The organism is Mesorhizobium sp. B2-1-3A (genome assembly GCF_006442655.1).
GTDB lineage: Bacteria > Pseudomonadota > Alphaproteobacteria > Rhizobiales > Rhizobiaceae > Mesorhizobium.
In genome coordinates, this window is the sequence record NZ_VFWK01000006.1 from 316,326 (window position 1) to 335,557 (window position 19,232).

Here is a 19,232-nt window from a genome sequence, read left to right on the forward strand (position 1 = left end):
CATGGCATCGCTGATCGAAATGCGAGGCGTCACCAAGGAATATCGGGGCGTGCCGGCGGTCAAGAACGTGTCGTTCTCGCTGGAGAAGGGAGAAATCCATGCGCTGCTTGGCGAGAACGGCGCGGGAAAGTCCACCCTGACCAAGATGATGGCCGGCGTGACAGCGCCGACCTCAGGTGAAATGCTTGTCGACGGAAAGCCGACGCATTTCGCCACTCCCGCCGAGGCCCTGCACAACGGGGTCAACATGGTGTTCCAGGAGAACAGCCTGGTTCCGTCCATGACGGTCGCCCAGAACCTCTATCTCGGCGACGAGAAGTACTTCAATCGCCTTCGCGGCCTGTACATCGCGGCCCAGCAGTTCCTGCAGTCGCTTAACTTCAACGTCGATCCGTGGGCAAACGTGGCAACGCTCGGCGCCGCCAAGAAGCAGATGGTGGAAATCGCCCGGGCCGTGCGCCACAACGCGCGCGTCATTATCTTCGACGAGCCGACGGCGACGCTGACGCCCGAGGAGAAGCATTACTTCTTCGCGCTGATGAAGCGGCTGAAGGAGCGCGGGGTCTCGATCATCTTCATCAGCCACGCGCTCGAGGAAGCGCTGGCGATCTCGGATCGCATCACCGTGCTGCGCGATGGCGAACACGTCGTCACCGACGAGACGAAGAACTTCGACCGCGAGAAGATCGTGCGCGCCATGGTGGGCCGCACCTTGTCGCAGGCGCTCTATCATCGCCGCGAGTCGGTCAGGAAACCCGGGAGGCGCGTGCTCAGCGTACAGAACCTGTCGATGGGCAAGCTCGTGCGCAACAACTCTTTCACGGTCTATGCCGGGCAGATCACCGGCATATTCGGGCTCATCGGCGCCGGCCGCACCGAGACGGCAAAGATCGTCGCCGGCGTCTTGAAGCGCAACTTCTTCCATGGCGGGGAGGTACACCTCAACGGGCAATCGGTGCGCTATCGCGTGCCGCGGCCGGCCGTGCTCGACGGTATCGTCTATGTGACGGAGGACCGCAAGATGGAAGGTTTCTTCGAGACCATGTCGATCGCGGAGAACCTGCATATGGGTGAACTGACATCCTCGCATTCAAGCGGTTTCGTGGTCCGCTTCAGCGAGATGCAGCAACTCGCCGACGAATGGACCAAGAAGCTCAACATCAAGGCGATCAACAACAACGCCCATGTCATCGAGCTTTCCGGCGGCAACCAGCAGAAGGTGGTGATCGCCAAGTCGCTGGTGCAGAAGCCGAAGGTCATCATCTTCGACGAGCCGACCCGGGGCGTCGACGTGGGCGCGATCGCCGAGATCCACCAACTCATCAACCGCCTCGCGGATGAGGGCATGGCCGTCGTCGTTATCTCGTCGTACCTTCCCGAGGTCATCAATCTTTCGGATCGCATCCTGGTGTCGCAGAAGGGGCGCATCGTCGAGGAGTTCTCGCCGCTCAGCGTGACCGAGGAAAAGATCATGTATGCGGCGGTCCACTGAGCACCGTTTGCCCGTTCAACGCGAAGACGCCGCCGGAGCTTTCCGGCGGCGTCTTGCTGTCAGGCACGCTGGGAGGATGCGGACTTGACCGGGATCTGATGGCGTCCTTGTCGTGAAGCGGTTCCGGAACAGAAGCCGCTTCACGTTCTCCTGGACAGCCTAGCGGGAACTGCCAACCCGCATGACGAAAGGGTCCTGCACGCGCTCGGCGTCCGTGTCGACGAGAACGCTCTTGACCTGCAGATATTCGCCCATAACGGCGAAGCCGTTTTCGCGCCCGAAGCCGCTCGCTTTCCGTCCGCCGAAAGGCGTCTGAGGCGCGACCTTCCGGTAGAGATTGAGGAAGATCGTCCCGACGTCGAGGCTGCGTGAAAGTGAGTGAGCGCGATAGAGGTCGCTGGTCCAGAGTCCGGCCACGAGCCCGAAATCACTACGGTTGGCGATTTTCAGGGCCTCTTCGGCCGTCGAGAAAGGCATGACGGTCATCACCGGCCCGAATATTTCCTCGCGGCAGATGGCGGTGTCGTTGGTCACGTCCATGAGGATCGTCGGCTGGAAATAGTAACCGCCTTCGAAACCCTCGACCCTGGCCCTGTGGCCGCCCGCTGCAATCCGGGCGCCCTCGGCGAGGGCTCCCTCGACGAGCGACGCCACCCGGTCGAGCTGCTTCCTGTTGCCGAGCGGCCCGACCTGCGTGGCGGCGTCGGCTGGATGGCCGACCACGATTGCTTTCGTCCGCTCGCGGATGTCGTTCAAGAACCTGTCGAATATGGTTTCCTGGACAAGGACGCGGGACCCCGCCATGCATGTCTGGCCGCTGGCTGCGAAGACCCCCGCCATGACCCCCGCCAGCGCCTTGTCGTAGATCGCATCGTCGAACACGATGTTGGCGCTCTTGCCGCCGAGTTCCAGGATCGAGGGCGCCAGCCTTCGACCCGAACCGGCAGCGACGGCGGCGCCATGCGCCGGCCCGCCGGTGAAGAAGATCTTCCTTACGTCGGGGTGATCGACGAGAGCCGCGCCGGCTTCCACGCCGTCGCCCGTGACGATGTTGACGACGCCCGGCGGAAGGATGTCCTTCAGCAGCCGCATGAGGATGAGAATGGAGGCGCTGGTGTATTCGCTGGGCTTCATCACGACAGTGTTCCCGGCGGCCAGCGCCGGCGCGAGCTTCCACGTGGACAGCAGCAGCGGAGAGTTTCCAGGCACGATGGCGCCAACGACGCCGTAAGGTTCCAGGGTGGTGTAGTTGAACACGCCCCGGTCCGACGGGATCGTCGAGCCGCAGACCTTGTCGGTCATGCCGGCAAAATACTCGAACCATTCGGCCATCGCGTCGACATGCAGCAGGCATTCACGCAGCAGCTTGCCGGAATCGTTGCTCTCCGTTTCCGCAAGCTGGTGCCTGTTCTGCTGGATGCGCGCCGCGATCGCGAGCAGCAGCCTGCGCCTCGCCGACGGTTCCATGTCGAACCAGGCGGGCTCTTCAAAGGCCCGCCATGCCGACGCGACCGCGCGCTCGACATCGGCTTTCCCGCCCGCGGCGACTCGGCTCCAGACCTTGCCCGTGGCCGGGTCGAGGCTCTCGAAATACCGGCCCGAGGCCGAAGCCTGCTCCTCGTTGTCGATCCAAATCCCGAATTGCTGCATCGGCGGCCTCCTCTCGATCTGGCTCAGGCCTGGCTTTCCAGTTCCTTGACGATCTCGTCGCTGGTTGCGACGCGGCCATAAAGCGGAAGCAGTTCGGTGACCGTCTTCTCGCTGTATTCGCCGAGGAACCGATCGATGCAGTCCGACAGGACGCAGATGCCGTAATCGCGCTCGTTGCCGCTGCGCGCGGTCATCTCGATGCCGAAGTTGCAGGCCAGGCCGGCGACCAGGATGATGTTGCGGTTCAGGTTTCGCAGGAGCACCTCGAATTCGCTGCAGGTGAAGGGATCCACCTTGGCGTTGTGCAGGACGAATTCGTCGCGGCCCGGATCGGGCGCCAGATCGTCGATCACCTCGGCGCCCCACTGGCCGCGCACCGCCATGTCGTCGCGGGCAAGTCCAAGCACGCGGCCTGTCCCCCGCACATAGCCGCCTCGGCTGGCGCGCAGTTCCGGATGGCCGGGCCGGAACGTCTCGTTGTGGAAGATGACCGGAATGCCGACCTTGCGGCAGACGGCGAGCACGCGCTTGATCCGGTCGAGAGAGCCCGACTCCTTGAGGAATTTGTAGACGATGCTCGCTCCCTTTCCATCCGGATGGGCGAACTCGTTCTGCAGGTGGGTCAGCACCAGCACGGTATCGTTGGCGGGGAGAACGGAAAACTCCGACATCTAGGTTCCTCCTAAGCGGTTTCTGCGGGGCTGGCGGAGCGGTCCGCGAAGACCGCGCCGGTGGTGACGAGAGCCGCCGCCTCGGCGGCGGTGAAATCGAGTTCGGAAAGCACCTCCAGCGTATGCTGGCCAAGCCTGGGGGGCGCGCGGTGCGGCAGCGACTGGCTCTCACGGGAATTCACCGGGAAGCCCGGGACGCGGTGGCTCCGACCGAGGTCGTCGGTCAGGCTCGTGATGAGTTCGAGATGGGCGACGGCAGGATTCTCGATCAGGTCCGCATAGTCGCAGACCTTGCTGCACAATATGTCCCTGGCCATCAGACGTTCCAGCCAATAGGCGCATGGATGGCGGGAGAAAGCGCCACCCAGTTCCGCGCGCATGGCCTGGCGGTTCCGGACCCGCAGGGCCGACGTCTCGAAACGCGGATCTTGCGCTAGGTCCGTCCTTTCGAGGATTTCACAGAGCCGTTCCCAGCGGCCGCCCTGATAGGCGGCGACCATGATCCAGCCGTCGCTTGCGGGAAACGCCTCGTTTGGCGCCGAATAGGGCGCCGCGCTGCCGAGCCGGCCGGGCAACTCGCCGTCGCCGAGAAAGCCGGTCAGGGACGACTGCTGCAGCGCGACCGCGGCCCCGAGCATCGAAACGTCCAGGTAGCCGCCGAAACCGGTCGCCTGGCGCTGATAGAGTTGCGCCATCACGGCGATCGTCGCGACATAGCCGGTGGTCACATCCACGACCGGCGCCTGCACCTTGCTCGGCGGCTGGCCTTCGTCGCCAAGCAGGCTCATCAATCCAGACTCCGCCTGGACGATGCCGTCGACGCCGCCGAGGCGCGCCGCCTCGCCGGTGCTCCCATAGGCGGAGACGGAGCAATAGACGATGCCGGGATTGTCGGCGCTCACCTCTCCATGGCCGAGCCCCAGCCTATCCATCACCCCGGGCCTGAAGCTCTCGATCAGCACGTCGCAGGACTGCACAAGGCGCTTGGCCGCCCGAAGGCCCTGCTCGGATTTGAGGTCGATGCAGATGCTTCGCTTGTTGCGGTTGAACGCCACGAAGACGGAACTGACATTGTCGGCGACCCAGGGCGGGCCGAGCCCCCGGCCGATATCGCCCGAGGGCGGCTCGACCTTGATGACGTCCGCGCCAAGGTCGCCAAGGAACATCGAACAGGTCGGGCCCGCGCCTATCTGGCTGAAATCGGCAACCCTAACGTTTTTCAGGCTTTTTCTGAGCATGTACCAGTATTTCACGCCGCGCGGGTGCCGCTGCCGCCGCATGGAAGGAAGGTTCATGGTCCTTCCGCTGCAACGCGAACAATCTTCCGGCAAACCAGGCGGGCGTCCTCCTCGGCGCGACTATCGCGGTCACATTTGAAACGGTCCACTAATCTGTTTTTTGCAGTTCCGATAACCGACGTTTATGTCCCGGCGACGGGCCGATCACCACCCTTTGATGTCGATGCGATTGGAAGGCGTCGCACCGCCGGCCCATGCGAGCAATCCATCGCGCAAGCTTTCGGCCATGCGCACGCGGGTCTCGATCGTTGAACTGCCGATGTGAGGCAGCATGAACACGTTGGGAAGGGCAAGATAACGCTTGTCGAAGCGCGGTTCGCCGTCGAAGACGTCCAGGCCGGCCGCGCGGATCCTGCCGGTCTGGAGCGCGGCTATCAATGCGTCGTCGACGACGACGTTGCCTCGGCTCACATTGGCCACGATCGCTCCAGGTTTCATGAGCGCCAGCCGCTTCGTGTCGAGGAAATGCCGTGTCTCCTCGCTGGCCGGACAGGCAAGCATCAGCGCATCGCTTGCCGCAAGCAACGATGTGGGATCGGCATGGAAGCGGGCGCCCGCTTCAAGTTCGGGCGGCAGGCGGCGGCGATTGGAATAGTGGATGGCCATGCCGAAGGCCCGCGCGCGATGGGCGATGCTTCGTCCGATCCGGCCCATGCCGAATATGCCAAGCGACTTGCCCGCGAGCTCGACGCCGTTGAGCTGAGTGGGCTGCCAGCCCGTCCATTGTCCGTCGAGGATCAGCGTCGCGGCCTCCCGTGCCCGCCGTGCGGCTCCGAGCAGAAGCAGGAGGCCAACTTCCGCGACCGCGTCCGTAAGCACATCCGGAGTGTTGAACACGGCCAAGCCCCGATTTCGGCAGGCATCCATATCGACGTGTTCGTACCCGACCGAATAGGTTGCGACCCCACGAATGGAATCGGGCAGCCGCTCGATGAGCTCCCGCGTCAAACGCAGCGTGACGCTGAGCAGCAGGATTTCCTTGCCTTGCGCCATCGCCACCAGCTGTTCCGGCTCGGGGCGCTCCGGAGTGGTCACCACCGTGACGTCGAAGGCGTCATTCAGCACGGCAAGCGCTGCATCCGGCAGCGCGCAGGCGACGAGAACCGGCCTCTTGTCTTGTTGCACGGTCATGGTCTCGATCTCCTGTTACGCGATTGGGTCAAGCGCGACGTCCATCCATCGCTGCCATTCACCCACGCGGCCCTCGAACCGGCTGCGGATGTCTGACCCCTCGATGCCGGCGCTCCGCAGCGGGCCCACCGGAAACATCCGGACAGACTATTTTGCGGGGTCGCGCGGCCAAACAAGCTTCGGCTTATCGCCACATCGCGTTTCGCGATGACGACCGGACTTTCAGGCTGGGAGCAGACGTGGCGCGCAGGTCGGCCCGCATGGCATCGGCGGATAGGCTGGGATCCTACGGCCTCCTGGCGATGCCGTCATCATCCAGCACGCGGACCAGCCCGCTGGTCAGATCCGTGATGCTGGCAGCGTCCGCGTCCACCGCGAGCCTTGCGACGTCTCCGGCCGCCGAAAAATGCAGGTGGCTGTAATCGCCTTGCTGGCCTGGCCGCGAGGGTGGCTCCGCTACGCCAAGGCAGGGGCGCCGTCTTCCTGCATGTCAGCTCCAAGTGAGGACTGTTCGATGCTGACCACTGCGCCATGCCGCGCGAAACGCGACGTGAGCAGGATTGGATCCGAGCCGGCGGGCACCAGCAGTTCGAGGTTCATGGTCGATTTGCCACCGGGCAGCGGTTCAAGGTGAAGCCTGCGCAATGTCAGGCCGAAGCGCTGGGCATCGCCAAGGATCCGGATCGCTCCATCGAACGGATCGACGAGCACTGTCGATATCTGGAGTACGTCCATTCGAAGTTTCGATCTTTCGTCCAGCATGGCGCCTCCCAGCCAAGGCAGGCTATTCTGATCCACATCCGATTTCTTTCTTTTCTTCCGCCAGAAAGAGGATATTGTCGGCAGGTTTTTCTGCAAAAGACGGAGTTGACCGATATGTCTTCTGTAAGGAAGCGCAGGCAGACATCTGGCGAACTGGACGTCATTGATCGAAAGATTCTATCCGCCCTGCAAGGGAATGCGCGCCTCACCAACAACGAGCTGGCGGAGCAGGTCGGCCTTTCGCCATCGCCTTGCTGGACGCGCGTCAGGCGCCTTGAGGCAAACGGCACGATCGAAGGCTATACGGCGGTCATCGATCAGTCGGCGCTGGGCCTCGGCGATATCGTCTTCATCGAGATCACGCTCCAGCAGCATGACGAACATGTGCTGCAGCAGTTCGGCAGCGAGCTCGCACGCATACCCGAGGTGCTGGAGTGCCACCTTGTGACGGGGGACTACGATTATCTCGTCAAGGTGGCGGTCGCCGGCACCGCCGACTACGAGCGCTTCCTGCGCGAACGGCTGTACCGCATCAACGGCATCCGGCATTCGCGCAGCACCTTCTCGCTTCGGGCGCTGAAGCGGGTTGTCTCGGTCGATCCGCTGGCGGTGGGCTGAGGAAAGCGGCCCCGCGTTTGCGTGAAATCCAGGATCCGTTCAGTAACGCCGAGCGGTGCCAGCGATGCCATCTGGCTGCAGAATAGCTAGAAAGTCTTCTCCATCCGACCGAGCAGGCGCTCGGCTGCCGCGAGATGAGGCGTGTCGATCATCCGGCCCTTGTACCGGAAGGCAGCGCCTCCACCCTCGCGAGACATCCGCAATATGGTGCGCGCATCGTCCATTTCCTCGACCGAAGGCGAGAACGCCGCGTTGATCGGCTCGACCTGCGAGGGATGGATGGCGAGCTTTCCGGAAAAGCCCATCCAGCTTGCCTCGGTCGCTTCCCGCTTCAGTTGCTCGCCATTGGCGATGTCGATGAATGGCGTGTCGACGCAGGCGATGCCGGCGGCGGAGGCGGCAAACATAGCCAGCGAACGCACGGTCTTGAAGGCCTCGAGGATATCGCCATTGTCGTGGCGCGTGCGGCGCGCGCCGACCTCCACGCCGAGATCCTCCATGCCCCAGAACATCGCGCCGACGCGCGGGTGCGCGAGTGCGATCTCGCGCAGATGGAAGATCGCCTCCGGGAGTTCGGTTGCGATCGGAATAAGCGCCATGGGCCTGGCCCCGGGCGCCTCGGCGCTTTCCAGCATCCGCGCGAATTCCACCACGTCCGGCGCGCCGGCGACCTTCGGAACGACGTAGCCGTCAGCGCCGGCGCCGACCGTTGCGGAGATATCCCGCTCGGCCAGTCCGGTTTGCAGGGCGTTCAGGCGAACCACGATCGGCGTCGTCACGCCCTCGGCCCGGGCGTTGCGGATAGCCTCGGCGGCCGTCTCGCGCGCAGCCGCCTTATTGTCGGCCGTCACCGAATCCTCAAGGTCGACAATGATGACATCGGCGCCGCTCGACCAGCATTTGGCGAGCTTGCGCTGGGAATCGCCAGGTACGAAAAGCCACGACCTGGCAAGGCGAAAGTCCTTCGTCATCCGCGTCCTCCACCATGCTGGGTATCGCCGCGACGGATACTGCACCGAGGAGGCGCCTAGTATTCGGATCGACGTATGAATCTATCACGAGGAACTATGAGGGTGGCGCGGCCGGTTCGACTATTGTCGCGGCATTGATCCTGGCGCCTTGCGCGCGGACCCACAACCGCATGGGCAGCGGATGACAGCCGATTTCCAGACCCTTGAAGTCATACAGGAACGCGAGCACGTCGAAACGGTGGCGCTTAGCCGGCCCGAAGCGGCGAACGCGCTGAACACCCGCATGGGCGAGGAACTGGTTGCCTATTTCGAAGCGCTCGCGATGACGCCGTCGCGGCTGCGCTGCGTGATCCTCACCGGCGCGGGAGAAAAGGCGTTCTGCGCCGGCGGCGACCTCAAGGAGCGCAACGGCATGTCCGTCGAGGCCTGGGCCGCCCAGCACCTCGTGTTCGAACGCATGGCGAGGGCGCTGGTGAACTGCCCGGTGCCGATCATCGCCGCGGTGAACGGCGCGGCCTATGGCGGCGGCTGCGAGATCGCGGCGGCCTGCGATTTCATCTATGCCTCCGAGGGGGCGACATTCGCACTCACCGAAGTGAAGCTCGGCATCATCCCAGGGGCCGGCGGTACGCAGTCCATGGCGCGGGCGGTCGGAGAAAGGCGAGCCAAGGAACTGATCCTGACTGGACGTTCCTTCTCGGCCGCCGACGCCCTGGAATGGGGATTCGTCAACGCCGTGTGCCCAGCCGATGCGCTCACCGGCAGGGCCCTCGATACCGCCATGCGGATATCGATCAACGCGCCACTCGCGGTCCGGCAGGCCAAGCAGGCGATCGCGCGCAGCTGCGGCCTGTCGCTCTCGGATGGAATGGCCTTCGAGATCGAAGCCTACAATCGGCTTGTTCCGACCGAAGACCGGCTGGAGGGCGTCAGGGCCTTCAACGAAAAGCGCGCGCCGCTTTTCAGGGGATGCTGAACATGCCTGCGGGACAGATTTTCGCGCTTTCGAAGGGCATTGGCGATTTGTCGCCTGCCACGAGACGGGAAGTCGAACGCGCCTATATCGACACGCTGGCAGTGCTTTGTGCCGGGTGGAATGAACCGGTCACAAGGGCTTTGCGCCAGACCTACCCACATGTTCGCGCACCCTGGGAGGCGGTCAGTCCGTCCGATGCGGAGACGACGGCGCTGACCTGGGGCACAGCTGCCCATGCGCTGGATTACGACGACGTCCATATGACCAGCGTCACGCATCCAAGCGCCGTTCTTGTTCCTGCCATCGAAGCCGTCGCACGGCTGGTTCCCGGCACCGGTGGCAGGAAGGCTGGAGCGTTTGCGGTCGGCCTTGCCGTCAATGTGGGCCTTGGCAATGCCATGGGCTTCGCCCATTACGAAAAAGGCTGGCACGCCACATCCACCATCGGCGCCGTGGCCGCGGGAGCGGCCATCGCGCACCTGCTGGACCTGGACGAGCGCGCCTTCCGCTCCAGCCTCGCCGTCGCCGCGGCCCAGTCGGGAGGGCTGCAGCGCAATTTCGGCACCATGATCAAGCCGCTGCAAGCGGGTCTTGCCGCGCAAGCGGGCATCCGCGCCGCGCACCTGGCGAGGTCGGGCCTGGAAGGGCCCGGCGATGTCTTCACCGGCAATAACGGCTTCCTGGCCGTCTTCGAGGGACCGCCGGATACCCGGCTCGAATTGGACATTGAGGCGGCGGTCGCCGGCCTGTCGCGAAAGCTGTTCGCCTGCTGCTATATGGCCCATCGGCCGGTAGCCGCCGCCATCCGTCTTCACGAAGCGGGAGCGTCCGACCTGCTCGCCGATCAGGATACCGGGGTTGAGGTCGAGGTTCCGCCGGGCTGCCTCAAGGCGCTCACGGTCGACATTCCGGCAATCGGATCCGAAGCCAAATTCTCCGGCAAATATACAGTGGCGCACGCGCTCTCGACTGGACGGCTGGGCCTGTCGGCATTCGTTCCCGAAAGCGTCGCAAGCCCTGAATTTGCCGGCATCGCAAGGCGCGTTGTCCTGCGGGAGACAAGTACCGCGGGAGAAGCCGGCGTGGGCATCGATCGCGGCAGCGTCACCGTCAGCCTCGTCAGGGGAGGTTCGGTTGCCGCGCGCATCTCGATTGAGGCCTATCCTGGGTCACCCGCCGCGCCGATCACCGACGCGGCGCTCGAGGCCAAGCTTTCGGATTGCATTGCGATGGGCGCCCCGCACGAGAAGGATCTTGCCGCACGGTTCAGGTCGATGGCGAAGCAATTCGCGAGGAACGCCTGACAGGAAAGCGGATCGCGATAACCAGGAATGTCGAGGGTGGAAGCGGCTCAACGCCGCCGCCGCCGGAATCATTGCGCGCCAATTGGGGGCAGTATGGACAAGATAGACCCGAGTGAACTTAGTTTCGTTTCCAACGGCTTGAGCCGGCCGGAGTGCATTCTGTGCACTGCTTCGGCGGGCATGTTCGTATCGCACGACCCGATAGGCGTTCTTCACATTGCCGCGGATGGCAGCCGAAAGCTCTATGGCCGCCAGGATGGCGTAACTTCCCAGCAGTTCACGCCAAACGGCATCGCGTTGATGCCGGATGGCCGGCTGATGATCGCAAACAGCGGCCTGGAAGGCGGGGTTTGGCAGGTCGACCGCAGCGGGGATTGCCGGCCCTTTCTAATGGAAGTCGAGGGACGGCATCTCTACCCGGTGAATTTCGTGCTCGCGGACAAGGAAGGCCGGCTCTGGATTTCCGTCAGCACCTGCCAGGTGCCGCGCGCCAAAGCCTATCGTCACGATATCGCGGATGGCTACATCGTGCTGTGGGACGGCAAGACCGCCAGGATCGTTGCCGAGGGTTTCGGCTACACCAACGAGTGCCGGCTGTCGAACGACGGCGCCTATCTCTATGTCAACGAGACCTTTGCCAGGCGGATTTCCCGCCTTCCTGTCGCCGCGGATGGTTCCCTCGGGGCACGGGAAACCTTTGCTGAGCTCGGCATCGGAGATTATCCGGATGGAGGTACTTTCGATGCCATGGGTGGCTATTGGCTGACCAGTGTGGTCTCCAACCGCATCTATCGTTTCGAGCCCGACGGCAGGCCGCGCCTGATGTTCGAGGACGCCGACCCGGCCTACGTGGCCATGGCCGAGCAGAGCTTCAAGAAGGAGGGGCTGACCGCCGAAATCCTCTACGCCGACGCGGGCAAGACGCTCAACCACATCGCGAGCATCGCCTTTGGCGGGGAGGATATGCGAACCGCCTATCTAGGCACGCTCAAGATGAACTGTTTCCCGACCTTCCGCTCGCCGGTTCCCGGCGTGCGTCCCGTCCACTGGAACTGGACGTTCTGATCACCCGCGCACGGCGTTTCCGCCGAGCCGGCGTCGCCTGTCGGTGAAAGATCGAACCCGATGGCTGCTTCAGTCCGACCGGGCTTACTTCCAGGCTTAGGGAGCCTTGCCGCGAAACACTCGCGGATTTCCGCCGGCCTGTTGCGGCCCGCCCTAAAGGGAGGCCGCATCGTTCTGCAGGCGAAGCGCTTGGCGCGCTCCCAGTATGTGCGCGGACATCAAGGCTTCGGCCCATTCGCCGTCGCCCTGCCTCAAGGCCTGCAATATCTGGCTGTGCTGTTCGAAACTGCGCCGCAAGACGTCGCGCGGATAGAGGCTGATGGCACGCCTGACCATCGGCAGTTCCGTCAGCGCCGTCACGATCGATACGAGCCTTGGCGAATTGGAGGCTCGCAGGATCGCGGTATGGAATTCGGCATTGAGGTCGGTGCACCGCTCGATCCAGCCATCCGTCCCGGCATCGAGCAACTGCGTCATGGCGGTGGTCAGCTCCTCCAGATGGTTCAGTTCCGGCATTTCGATCTTGCCCGCGGCGAGACGCGCCGCGTAAGGCTCCAGCCGCACGCGAAGCCCGTAGATCTCCTCGAAGTCGGTGTCGGTGAGCCGGCTGACGAATGCTCCGCGATTCGGGATGATCTCCACGAGACCGTCGCCTTCCAGCCGCGCGAGCGCTGCTCTTACGGGCGTCCGGCTCACCCCGTAGGTCTGTGCGATCTGCGACTCCACCAGATGCGAGCCAGGCAGGAGACGTCCTCGGAGGATCTCCGTGCGAAGGCCCTCATAAAGGGGTTGCGTGCTGGCGCGCAGGAGCGAGTTTTCGGCTTCAAAAGAGCGATCGTCCTCGATCGCCCGGGAATCCTGCAGTTCGGCGGTTGTCGACATGTGCGAACGCTATTCTCTCGATGTGCCCGGCGTCATTATCAGTCCTACACCAGCGCAGGATCGTACACAATCCCGAGTTGCGCGAAATGATGGACGTCACTAACATATTGAAAAATATGAGACACTTCGTGCCTGCCTACATGGTGATGTACACAAACTTCTAGTGAGCGTAATTCATTTATCAATTTTTACGCTTATCCATCTGTTTTGATGGTACACAATTTCAGGCGAAAATTCGCGATTACCGATGACAATCTGGTGATTATGGGTTGCGCGAAGAGGTCAATCGTGTACATTTTCGGCCGATCGCATTGATAAGTCTAACTCAGTTAGCGATTTTGAGGCCAAATAGTGAGGGAGGTGCGCCTTGGGAGGAGAACCGGGTGCCAGCAATGCCGCCGCGCGCGCAGGTGAGCGATACGGCATAGGGGTCGATATCGGGGGGACATTCACCGATTGCACGGTCGTGTCGCGCGGTGGGGCCATCTATGTCGGCAAAGTGCCGACGACGCGCCACGCGCTTTCCGAAGGGTTCTTCGGCTCCATCGCCGACGCCGCGGCGCAGATCGGCATCGGCGTCGACGAGTTGTACAGGCGCTCGGAGCGTCTCTCCCACGGCACCACGGTGGGCATCAACGCGATCGTGACGCGGACCGGCGCGAAGGTTGGCCTGCTGGCAACCAAGGGCCACGGCGACGCAATCCGGATCATGGACAATTCGGGCCGAATAACCGGCGTCTCCATCGAGGAAGTCCTCGACTACACGCGCTCCAAGCGGCCGCGCCAGTTCGTCGAGCGCGAGCACATTGTCGAGGTTACCGAGCGGTTGGATTCGAAGGGGCGCATCGTCGTCCCGCTCAACGAGGACGAGGTTCGCCGTGGCGTGGCCCGGCTCCTCGCCGGCGGTGTCGAGGCCTTTGCCGTTTCCTATCTCTGGGGCTTCCTGCGACCGGAGCATGAGTTGCGCACGGCCGAGATCATCCGCGAAGAGGCCGGGGATACTTTCATATCGCTGGCTCACGCGACCGATCCGCGTCTCGGCGAGTACGAGCGCACGGTGACGACCGTTCTCAATGCCTATGTCGGCCCGTTGATGCACGACTATATCGGGGCGATCGTGGATGGCGCGGCTGCGCACGGTTTTGGCGGCGATGTGCTGTTCGCCCATTCCGACGGCGGTCTGGTCACGGCCGACTTCGCTCGTCGCCATCCCATCATCACGTTGCAGTCGGGTCCGGTGGGCGGCGTCGTCGCCAGCGCCAATGTCGGCCTCTATGGAGGCATGCCGAACGTGATCGCGACAGACATGGGCGGCACCACGCTCGACGTAAGCGTCATCTACAATGGCCGCCCGAGTGTCGCCGATGTCGCGAGCGTCGAGCAGCATGCCTTCCACCTGCGCAAGGTCGACGTCGAGTCGGTCGGCGCCGGCGGCGGCAGCATCGCCTGGATCGACAAGGAATCGAACACGCTCAGGGTGGGGCCGCATTCCGCGGGCGCCGTCCCGGGGCCGGCCTGCTACGGTCGCGGCGGTCGCGAGGCCACCGTGACGGATGCCGACGTCGTTCTCGGCATCATCGACCCCGAAGGCAGTCTGGGCGGCGACCTGAAGATCGACGGCAAGGCCGCGCGGGCCGCCGTCGGCGAACTGGCGCAACGGCTCGGCATGACGGTCGAGCAATGCGCGGCAGGCATCGTCGAGATCGTCGACAGCAAAATGGAAGACCTTGTGCGGCGAGTGACGCTGCAGTGCGGCCATGATCCCCGCGACTTCCAGCTCTGGGCCTATGGCGGTCACGCCGGCGCCCACGCGACCCTTTACGCGCGCGATCTCGGCGTGCAGACGGTCGTCGTGCCGATGGGCAACCTGGCCTCGGTGTTCTCGAGCTTCGGCATAGGCACGGCCGACATCGTGAGGACGCGCGAGGCCAGCCGGCACCTGCGCACCCCGTTCGACCAGACGGCCATCGACACGCTGAACCAGACCTTCGCCGAACTACAGCAGGCGGCAATCCAGGATTGCGTGGCGATGGGTGCCCGTCCGCAGGACGTCAAGATCGAGCGCACGGCGAACCTCAAATATGCTTTGCAGGTGTTTGAGGTCGAGACCCCTGTCCCCGACGGGCATCTCGACGAAGCCGGCGCGGCCAAGCTGATCGCCAACTTCGATGCCGCCTACGAACAGCGTTACGGGAAAGGGTCGCGTTATGCCGAAGCGGGCTACGCGCTGACCGAAGTGCGCGTGCGCGCTTCCGTCGCCTGGGACCGGCCGCAGGTGCCGCGCGAGGCGGCGACCGACAAGCCGCTCGCGAGGCGGACCAGCAGGCAGGTCTACTGGCAGGAATACGGCAAGGCCGTGGAAACGCCGATCTACGCCGGCGGCTCTGTCCACTCCGGTCATCGGATCGAAGGTCCGGCTGTTATCGAATATCGGCATACGACAGTTGTCGTTCGTCCCAACCAGACCGCGAAAATCGACCCGATAGGCAATGTCGTCATCGACCTGTCCGCCATGGCCATCGGAAGTGTGCGGGCTGCCAAGCAGAAGGTGGCGTCATGAATATCGCCGTAACCCATCCCAGCGAAGCCCGGCGCCGGGCAGCCAGCCTGCTCGACGGCTATATGCCCGGTGAAAAGCTCATCGTCGATCCGAGCGTGGCTTTCCATCGCGATTACGAGAAGAACCTCGATCCCGTCACCTACGAAGTGCTGCGCTCGAAGTTCTGGAACCTGAACTGGGACCACCAGGAGGCGCTGCGGCGCGCGTCGGGATCGCTCGTGGTCGTCTACGGTTTCGACTTCAACACCTCTATCCAAACGGAAGAAGGTGAGGGCGTCGTGTTCGGGCCCGGCAACCTTTTCTTCGCCGGCTGCGCCGATCTGTGCGTGAAATGGACGCTGGAGCATCGCTCCGGCGGCTCCGGCATCAATCCGGGCGACGTCTTCATGCAGAACGATCCCTGGGTCGGCACCAACCACCAGATGGATACGGCGGTGTTCGCCCCGGTCTTCGTGGACGGCAAGCTGTTCGCGTGGGTCTACAATGTCGTGCACCAGCGCGAGCTGGGCGGCGTGGAGCCGGGCGGCTTCGTCCAGCAGGCCCAGGACGTCTATAGCGAAGCGACATTCATGCCGCCGATCAAGATCGTCGATCGCGGCGAGCTGCGAGAGGACGTGCTGGACATGTGGGTCCGGCGGTCGCGCCTGCCCGACCTGATGACGTTGGAGACCAAGGCGCAACTGGCCGGTGTCCAGTTCGCCAAGCGGCGCCTGGAGGAAATGATCGAGCGCTACGGCGCCGCCATCGTGAAGGGCGCCATGCGGGGCGTCATCGACAACGCCGCCCGCACAGTGGGCCGCAGGCTCGAAAAACTGCCGGATGCGACGTGGCGCGACCTTCGTTATGTCGCCGGATCGAGCCCGGGCGACAAGAACCTCTACAAGCTCGGCCTGACTTTCGAGAAGCGCGGCGACAGGCTGCGCGTCACCAATGAAGGCACGGACCGAAGCGTCGGTTCCTTCAATATCACCCGCGGCGTCCTGCGGGCGGTCATCGCCAATGTGTTCATCCCGCTTCTTGCCTATGACCAGTTCCTTTGCGGAGCCGGCGTCCTGCGGCAGATCGACTTCCTCGTGGAGGGCGGCGACCGGATAACCTCCGCGCGCCATCCGGCTGCGGTCAGCACGTCGATCGGCATGTGCACGGCGGGCGCCCAGGCGCACTATCTCGCCGCCAAGATGCTCTCGGCAGATCCTGAACTCGGCGCGCATGTGTTCGCCGCGTCCTGCCTGCACACGCTGGTCGTGAACCAGGTGTTCGGACGCGACGAGAACGGCACCCCCTATGCCAATTTCCCCTTCGACTCGGTCGTCGGCGCGATCGGGGCCTTCACGTTCCGAGACGGTATCGATCACGGTGGCGGCATCCTGTCGATGATGAACCCGGTGGGCAGTTGCGAGGGCTACGAACGCGAGATTCCGTTCCTGTATCTCTATCGCAAGGAAATGCCGGCCTCGGGCGGTCATGGCCAGTTCCGCGGCGGCTGCTCCTTCGTATCGGGCTTCACTGGTCACCGGACCGACCACGCCTTCATCTCCTCGGGCGGCCTGTTCCAGACGGTCACGCAGGGACTTGGCCTGGTAGGCGGCTTTCCGGCGACGGCCGGGCTGATGCGCCATGCGACGGGAACCGGCGTGCCGGCCCTGCTGGCCGGCGGTACGTTGCCGGGCGGCCCGGAGGAACTCGAGCAACTGGTGCCGGACCTTGCTCCGCCGCCGACCAAGAAGTTCGACAACCGGCTCGCCGAGGGCGATGTGTTCGAGAGCTGGGCGCAACCGGGCGCAGGTTACGGCGATCCCCTGTTGCGCGACCCGCAGCTCGTCGCCAGCGATGGTTCCTCCGGCCGTCTTCTCGAAGGTGACGCCTTGCGCATCTACGGGGTGGTGTTGAAGGACGACGGCTCCGTCGACGCCGACGCCACCGCCCAGGCCCGCAAGAAGGCTTATGAGCAGAGGCTGTCGCAGGCCGGCAAGCCGCGCCGTCCGGGCTTGTCCCGGGCATCCGGCAAGGTGATCGGCAAGGTGCTCGCCACCGTCAATGTCTGCGAAAATGCGGAAGGTCTCGTCCTCACCTGCAGCCATTGCGGTACCGGCCTCGGCACCGGCGAAACCGGCTATCGCGCCGGCTGCGCCGAGTTCGACATGCCGCTGCCTTCGATCTCGCCCTATTTCGGCGATCCGTCGACGCAGGTAACCGATGCGCTCGTGTTCCGTCGCTTCCTCTGCCCGTCCTGTGGTTCGGCTCTCGACGGCGTCATCTGCCGCCCGGCCGACGAGCCTTTCAACGACATCACGGTCACTCGCGAGGGCGCGCGGTCATGAACATCATGGTTGGGAAGGGCGCGACGCTGCCGTCGTCGCCGGGATGCCTCATCGACGGCGTATGGGAAACAGGCGAGGGCGAGGAAATCGTCGTCGTCAATCCCGCGAACGAGACTGTCCTGCATCGGTTGACGGGAGCGTCCGTCGAGCAGGCTGACCGGGCTACCGCCGCCGCCCGCAGGTCGTTCTTCGAGGGCCATTGGTCCCGCATGGCTCCGCGCGAGCGGAGTCGGCGCATGCACCATCTGGTCGACCTGTTCGAGGCGCGGCGCCAGCAGCTCGCGGAGCTGATCGTCGATGAGGTCGGTACGCCGATCCGCATCACGCACGGCCTGCAGATCCAGTTCGCGATCGATGTGCTGCGCTGGTTCGCGGACAAGGCCGCCGAGGGACCGCGTGGCGGCTTCGAGGAACTCCTGAACCTGCACAAGCAGCCGATTCTGTCGGCCAGCATGCTGGTGCGGGAACCCGCCGGCGTGGTCGCCGCCATTACAGCCTATAACAACCCGCTGCTCCTGCTCGGGCGCAAGCTCGGTCCGGCACTCGCCGCGGGCTGTACGATCGTGGTGAGTCGCCGCGCGCGCCGCTCTCGACCATCGCCTTCATGGAACTTCTCGCCGAAGCGGACCTGCCGAAGGGAACGGTCAATCTCGTCATCGGTGGCGTGGATGTCGGCCGCCGGCTGAGTGAGAGCCCGGATGTCGACGTGGTCAGCTTCACCGGCTCCCACAAGGTCGGCGCCCAGGTCATGCGGCAGGCGTCCAGCACCCTGAAGCGCGTGACGCTGGAGCTTGGCGGCAAGTCGCCCAACATCATCTTGCCCGGCGCGGATCTCAGCGTGGCGGTGCCGCCATCCCTGCTGCGCTTCTGCCTGAACAGCGGTCAGGGATGCGGTTGCACGACGCGAACTCTGGTCGCGCGCCAGGCCTATGACGAATATGTCGAGCGCTCCCGCGATGCTCTCGGAAAGCTGGTCGTCGGTGACCCGCGTGACGAAAAGACCGATCTCGGCCCGCTCATTCGCGCCGAACAGCGCGACTTCGTGCAGGGACATGTGGATCGTGCCCTGGCGGGCGGCGGCCGCATCGAGGCCGGCAATCCGAAGGATCGTCAGCAAGGATACTTCGTCGATCCGATGGTGATCGGCGGCGTCACCAACGACAGCGACATCGCCCAGACGGAGTTGTTCGGCCCGGTCGGCGTGGTCATGCCTTTCGACGACGTCGAGGAGGCCATCCGCATCGCCAACACCAGTTCGTTCGGGCTCAACGCCAACATCTGGGGCAGGACCTCCGAGGCGATCGACGTCGCCCGGCGCATAAGGTCGGGCACCGTCACCATCAATGGCGGCGGCGGCATGCGGCCCGATGTTCCCTGGGGCGGCTACGGTTTCAGCGGGCTCGGCCGCGAAGGCGGCGAGGACGGCTTCCTCGAATATCTCGAAACCAAGCACATCCAGTGGCCGCTCGACGGCGAGCCAACCAAGCCATTCGGCACCAAGTGAGACGACAGACGGCTGCCGGCCATAACA

The 19,232-nt window shown here is 64.1% G+C and carries 15 protein-coding genes; 9 read left to right on the forward strand and 6 right to left on the reverse strand.

The window, feature by feature from the left end:
• Nucleotide 1: 1 nt before the first annotated feature.
• Nucleotides 2-1,492 carry a sugar ABC transporter ATP-binding protein gene (locus FJ977_RS25930; protein WP_140775005.1) on the forward strand — a complete coding sequence of 497 codons (1,491 nt, stop codon included), beginning with the start codon at nucleotides 2-4 and terminating at the stop codon, nucleotides 1,490-1,492.
• Between the two features lie 159 nt (nucleotides 1,493-1,651).
• Here FJ977_RS25930 and FJ977_RS25935 read toward each other — a convergent pair whose 3' ends face one another.
• From FJ977_RS25935 to FJ977_RS25950, 4 genes are all read right to left on the reverse strand, one after another.
• Complete coding sequence (locus FJ977_RS25935; protein WP_140775006.1) at nucleotides 1,652-3,142, reverse strand: aldehyde dehydrogenase; 1,491 nt, start codon at nucleotides 3,140-3,142, stop codon at nucleotides 1,652-1,654.
• A 23-nt stretch (nucleotides 3,143-3,165) separates the two neighbouring features.
• Nucleotides 3,166-3,813: an isochorismatase family cysteine hydrolase gene (locus FJ977_RS25940; RefSeq protein WP_140775007.1), complete on the reverse strand. Its 648-nt coding sequence runs from the start codon at nucleotides 3,811-3,813 to the stop codon at nucleotides 3,166-3,168.
• Between the two features lie 11 nt (nucleotides 3,814-3,824).
• On the reverse strand, nucleotides 3,825-5,108 hold the full coding sequence (locus FJ977_RS25945; RefSeq protein WP_246683335.1) for a CoA transferase: 1,284 nt from the start codon (nucleotides 5,106-5,108) through the stop codon (nucleotides 3,825-3,827).
• A gap of 147 nt (nucleotides 5,109-5,255) precedes the next feature.
• Entirely contained in the window at nucleotides 5,256-6,242 is a 987-nt protein-coding gene (locus FJ977_RS25950) for a D-glycerate dehydrogenase (RefSeq protein WP_140775008.1), read from the reverse strand.
• A gap of 531 nt (nucleotides 6,243-6,773) precedes the next feature.
• Between FJ977_RS25950 and FJ977_RS36795 the strand changes: the two genes are divergently transcribed.
• The gene (locus FJ977_RS36795) at nucleotides 6,774-7,622 is read left to right on the forward strand and encodes an Lrp/AsnC family transcriptional regulator (protein WP_348643230.1); all 849 of its coding nucleotides are present in this window, start codon (nucleotides 6,774-6,776) and stop codon (nucleotides 7,620-7,622) included.
• An 86-nt stretch (nucleotides 7,623-7,708) separates the two neighbouring features.
• Here the strand turns inward: FJ977_RS36795 and FJ977_RS25965 are convergent, their stop codons facing one another.
• Nucleotides 7,709-8,593, reverse strand: a complete 885-nt coding sequence (locus tag FJ977_RS25965; RefSeq protein WP_140775009.1) for a CoA ester lyase — start codon at nucleotides 8,591-8,593, stop codon at nucleotides 7,709-7,711.
• Between the two features lie 181 nt (nucleotides 8,594-8,774).
• Here FJ977_RS25965 and FJ977_RS25970 point away from each other — a divergent pair, with 181 nt between their 5' ends.
• The 3 genes from FJ977_RS25970 to FJ977_RS25980 all read left to right on the forward strand — a co-directional run bounded on the left by FJ977_RS25970 (nucleotide 8,775) and on the right by FJ977_RS25980 (nucleotide 11,938).
• Nucleotides 8,775-9,569, forward strand: a complete 795-nt coding sequence (locus tag FJ977_RS25970; protein WP_140775010.1) for an enoyl-CoA hydratase-related protein — start codon at nucleotides 8,775-8,777, stop codon at nucleotides 9,567-9,569.
• Nucleotides 9,570-9,571: 2 nt separating this feature from the next.
• The gene (locus tag FJ977_RS25975; protein ID WP_181180065.1) at nucleotides 9,572-10,873 is read left to right on the forward strand and encodes an MmgE/PrpD family protein; all 1,302 of its coding nucleotides are present in this window, start codon (nucleotides 9,572-9,574) and stop codon (nucleotides 10,871-10,873) included.
• A gap of 180 nt (nucleotides 10,874-11,053) precedes the next feature.
• Nucleotides 11,054-11,938: an SMP-30/gluconolactonase/LRE family protein gene (locus FJ977_RS25980; protein WP_181180066.1), complete on the forward strand. Its 885-nt coding sequence runs from the start codon at nucleotides 11,054-11,056 to the stop codon at nucleotides 11,936-11,938.
• A gap of 153 nt (nucleotides 11,939-12,091) precedes the next feature.
• Here FJ977_RS25980 and FJ977_RS25985 read toward each other — a convergent pair whose 3' ends face one another.
• Nucleotides 12,092-12,820: a GntR family transcriptional regulator gene (locus FJ977_RS25985; RefSeq protein WP_140775013.1), complete on the reverse strand. Its 729-nt coding sequence runs from the start codon at nucleotides 12,818-12,820 to the stop codon at nucleotides 12,092-12,094.
• 367 nt (nucleotides 12,821-13,187) lie between these two features.
• Between FJ977_RS25985 and FJ977_RS25990 the strand changes: the two genes are divergently transcribed.
• From FJ977_RS25990 to FJ977_RS36710, 4 genes are read left to right on the forward strand one after another with little or no spacing between them, the layout of a single operon-like run.
• Nucleotides 13,188-15,380 carry a hydantoinase/oxoprolinase family protein gene (locus FJ977_RS25990; protein WP_140775014.1) on the forward strand — a complete coding sequence of 731 codons (2,193 nt, stop codon included), beginning with the start codon at nucleotides 13,188-13,190 and terminating at the stop codon, nucleotides 15,378-15,380.
• Nucleotides 15,377-17,701, forward strand: coding sequence for a hydantoinase B/oxoprolinase family protein (locus FJ977_RS25995; protein ID WP_140775015.1), 2,325 nt, complete (start codon nucleotides 15,377-15,379; stop codon nucleotides 17,699-17,701). Before FJ977_RS25990 ends, FJ977_RS25995 begins: the two co-directional genes overlap by 4 nt.
• Nucleotides 17,698-18,387, forward strand: coding sequence for an aldehyde dehydrogenase family protein (locus FJ977_RS36705; RefSeq protein ID WP_210243866.1), 690 nt, complete (start codon nucleotides 17,698-17,700; stop codon nucleotides 18,385-18,387). Before FJ977_RS25995 ends, FJ977_RS36705 begins: the two co-directional genes overlap by 4 nt.
• Nucleotides 18,306-19,205: an aldehyde dehydrogenase family protein gene (locus tag FJ977_RS36710; RefSeq protein ID WP_210243867.1), complete on the forward strand. Its 900-nt coding sequence runs from the start codon at nucleotides 18,306-18,308 to the stop codon at nucleotides 19,203-19,205. The genes FJ977_RS36705 and FJ977_RS36710 overlap by 82 nt, the downstream gene beginning before the upstream one ends.
• Nucleotides 19,206-19,232 lie beyond the last annotated feature (27 nt).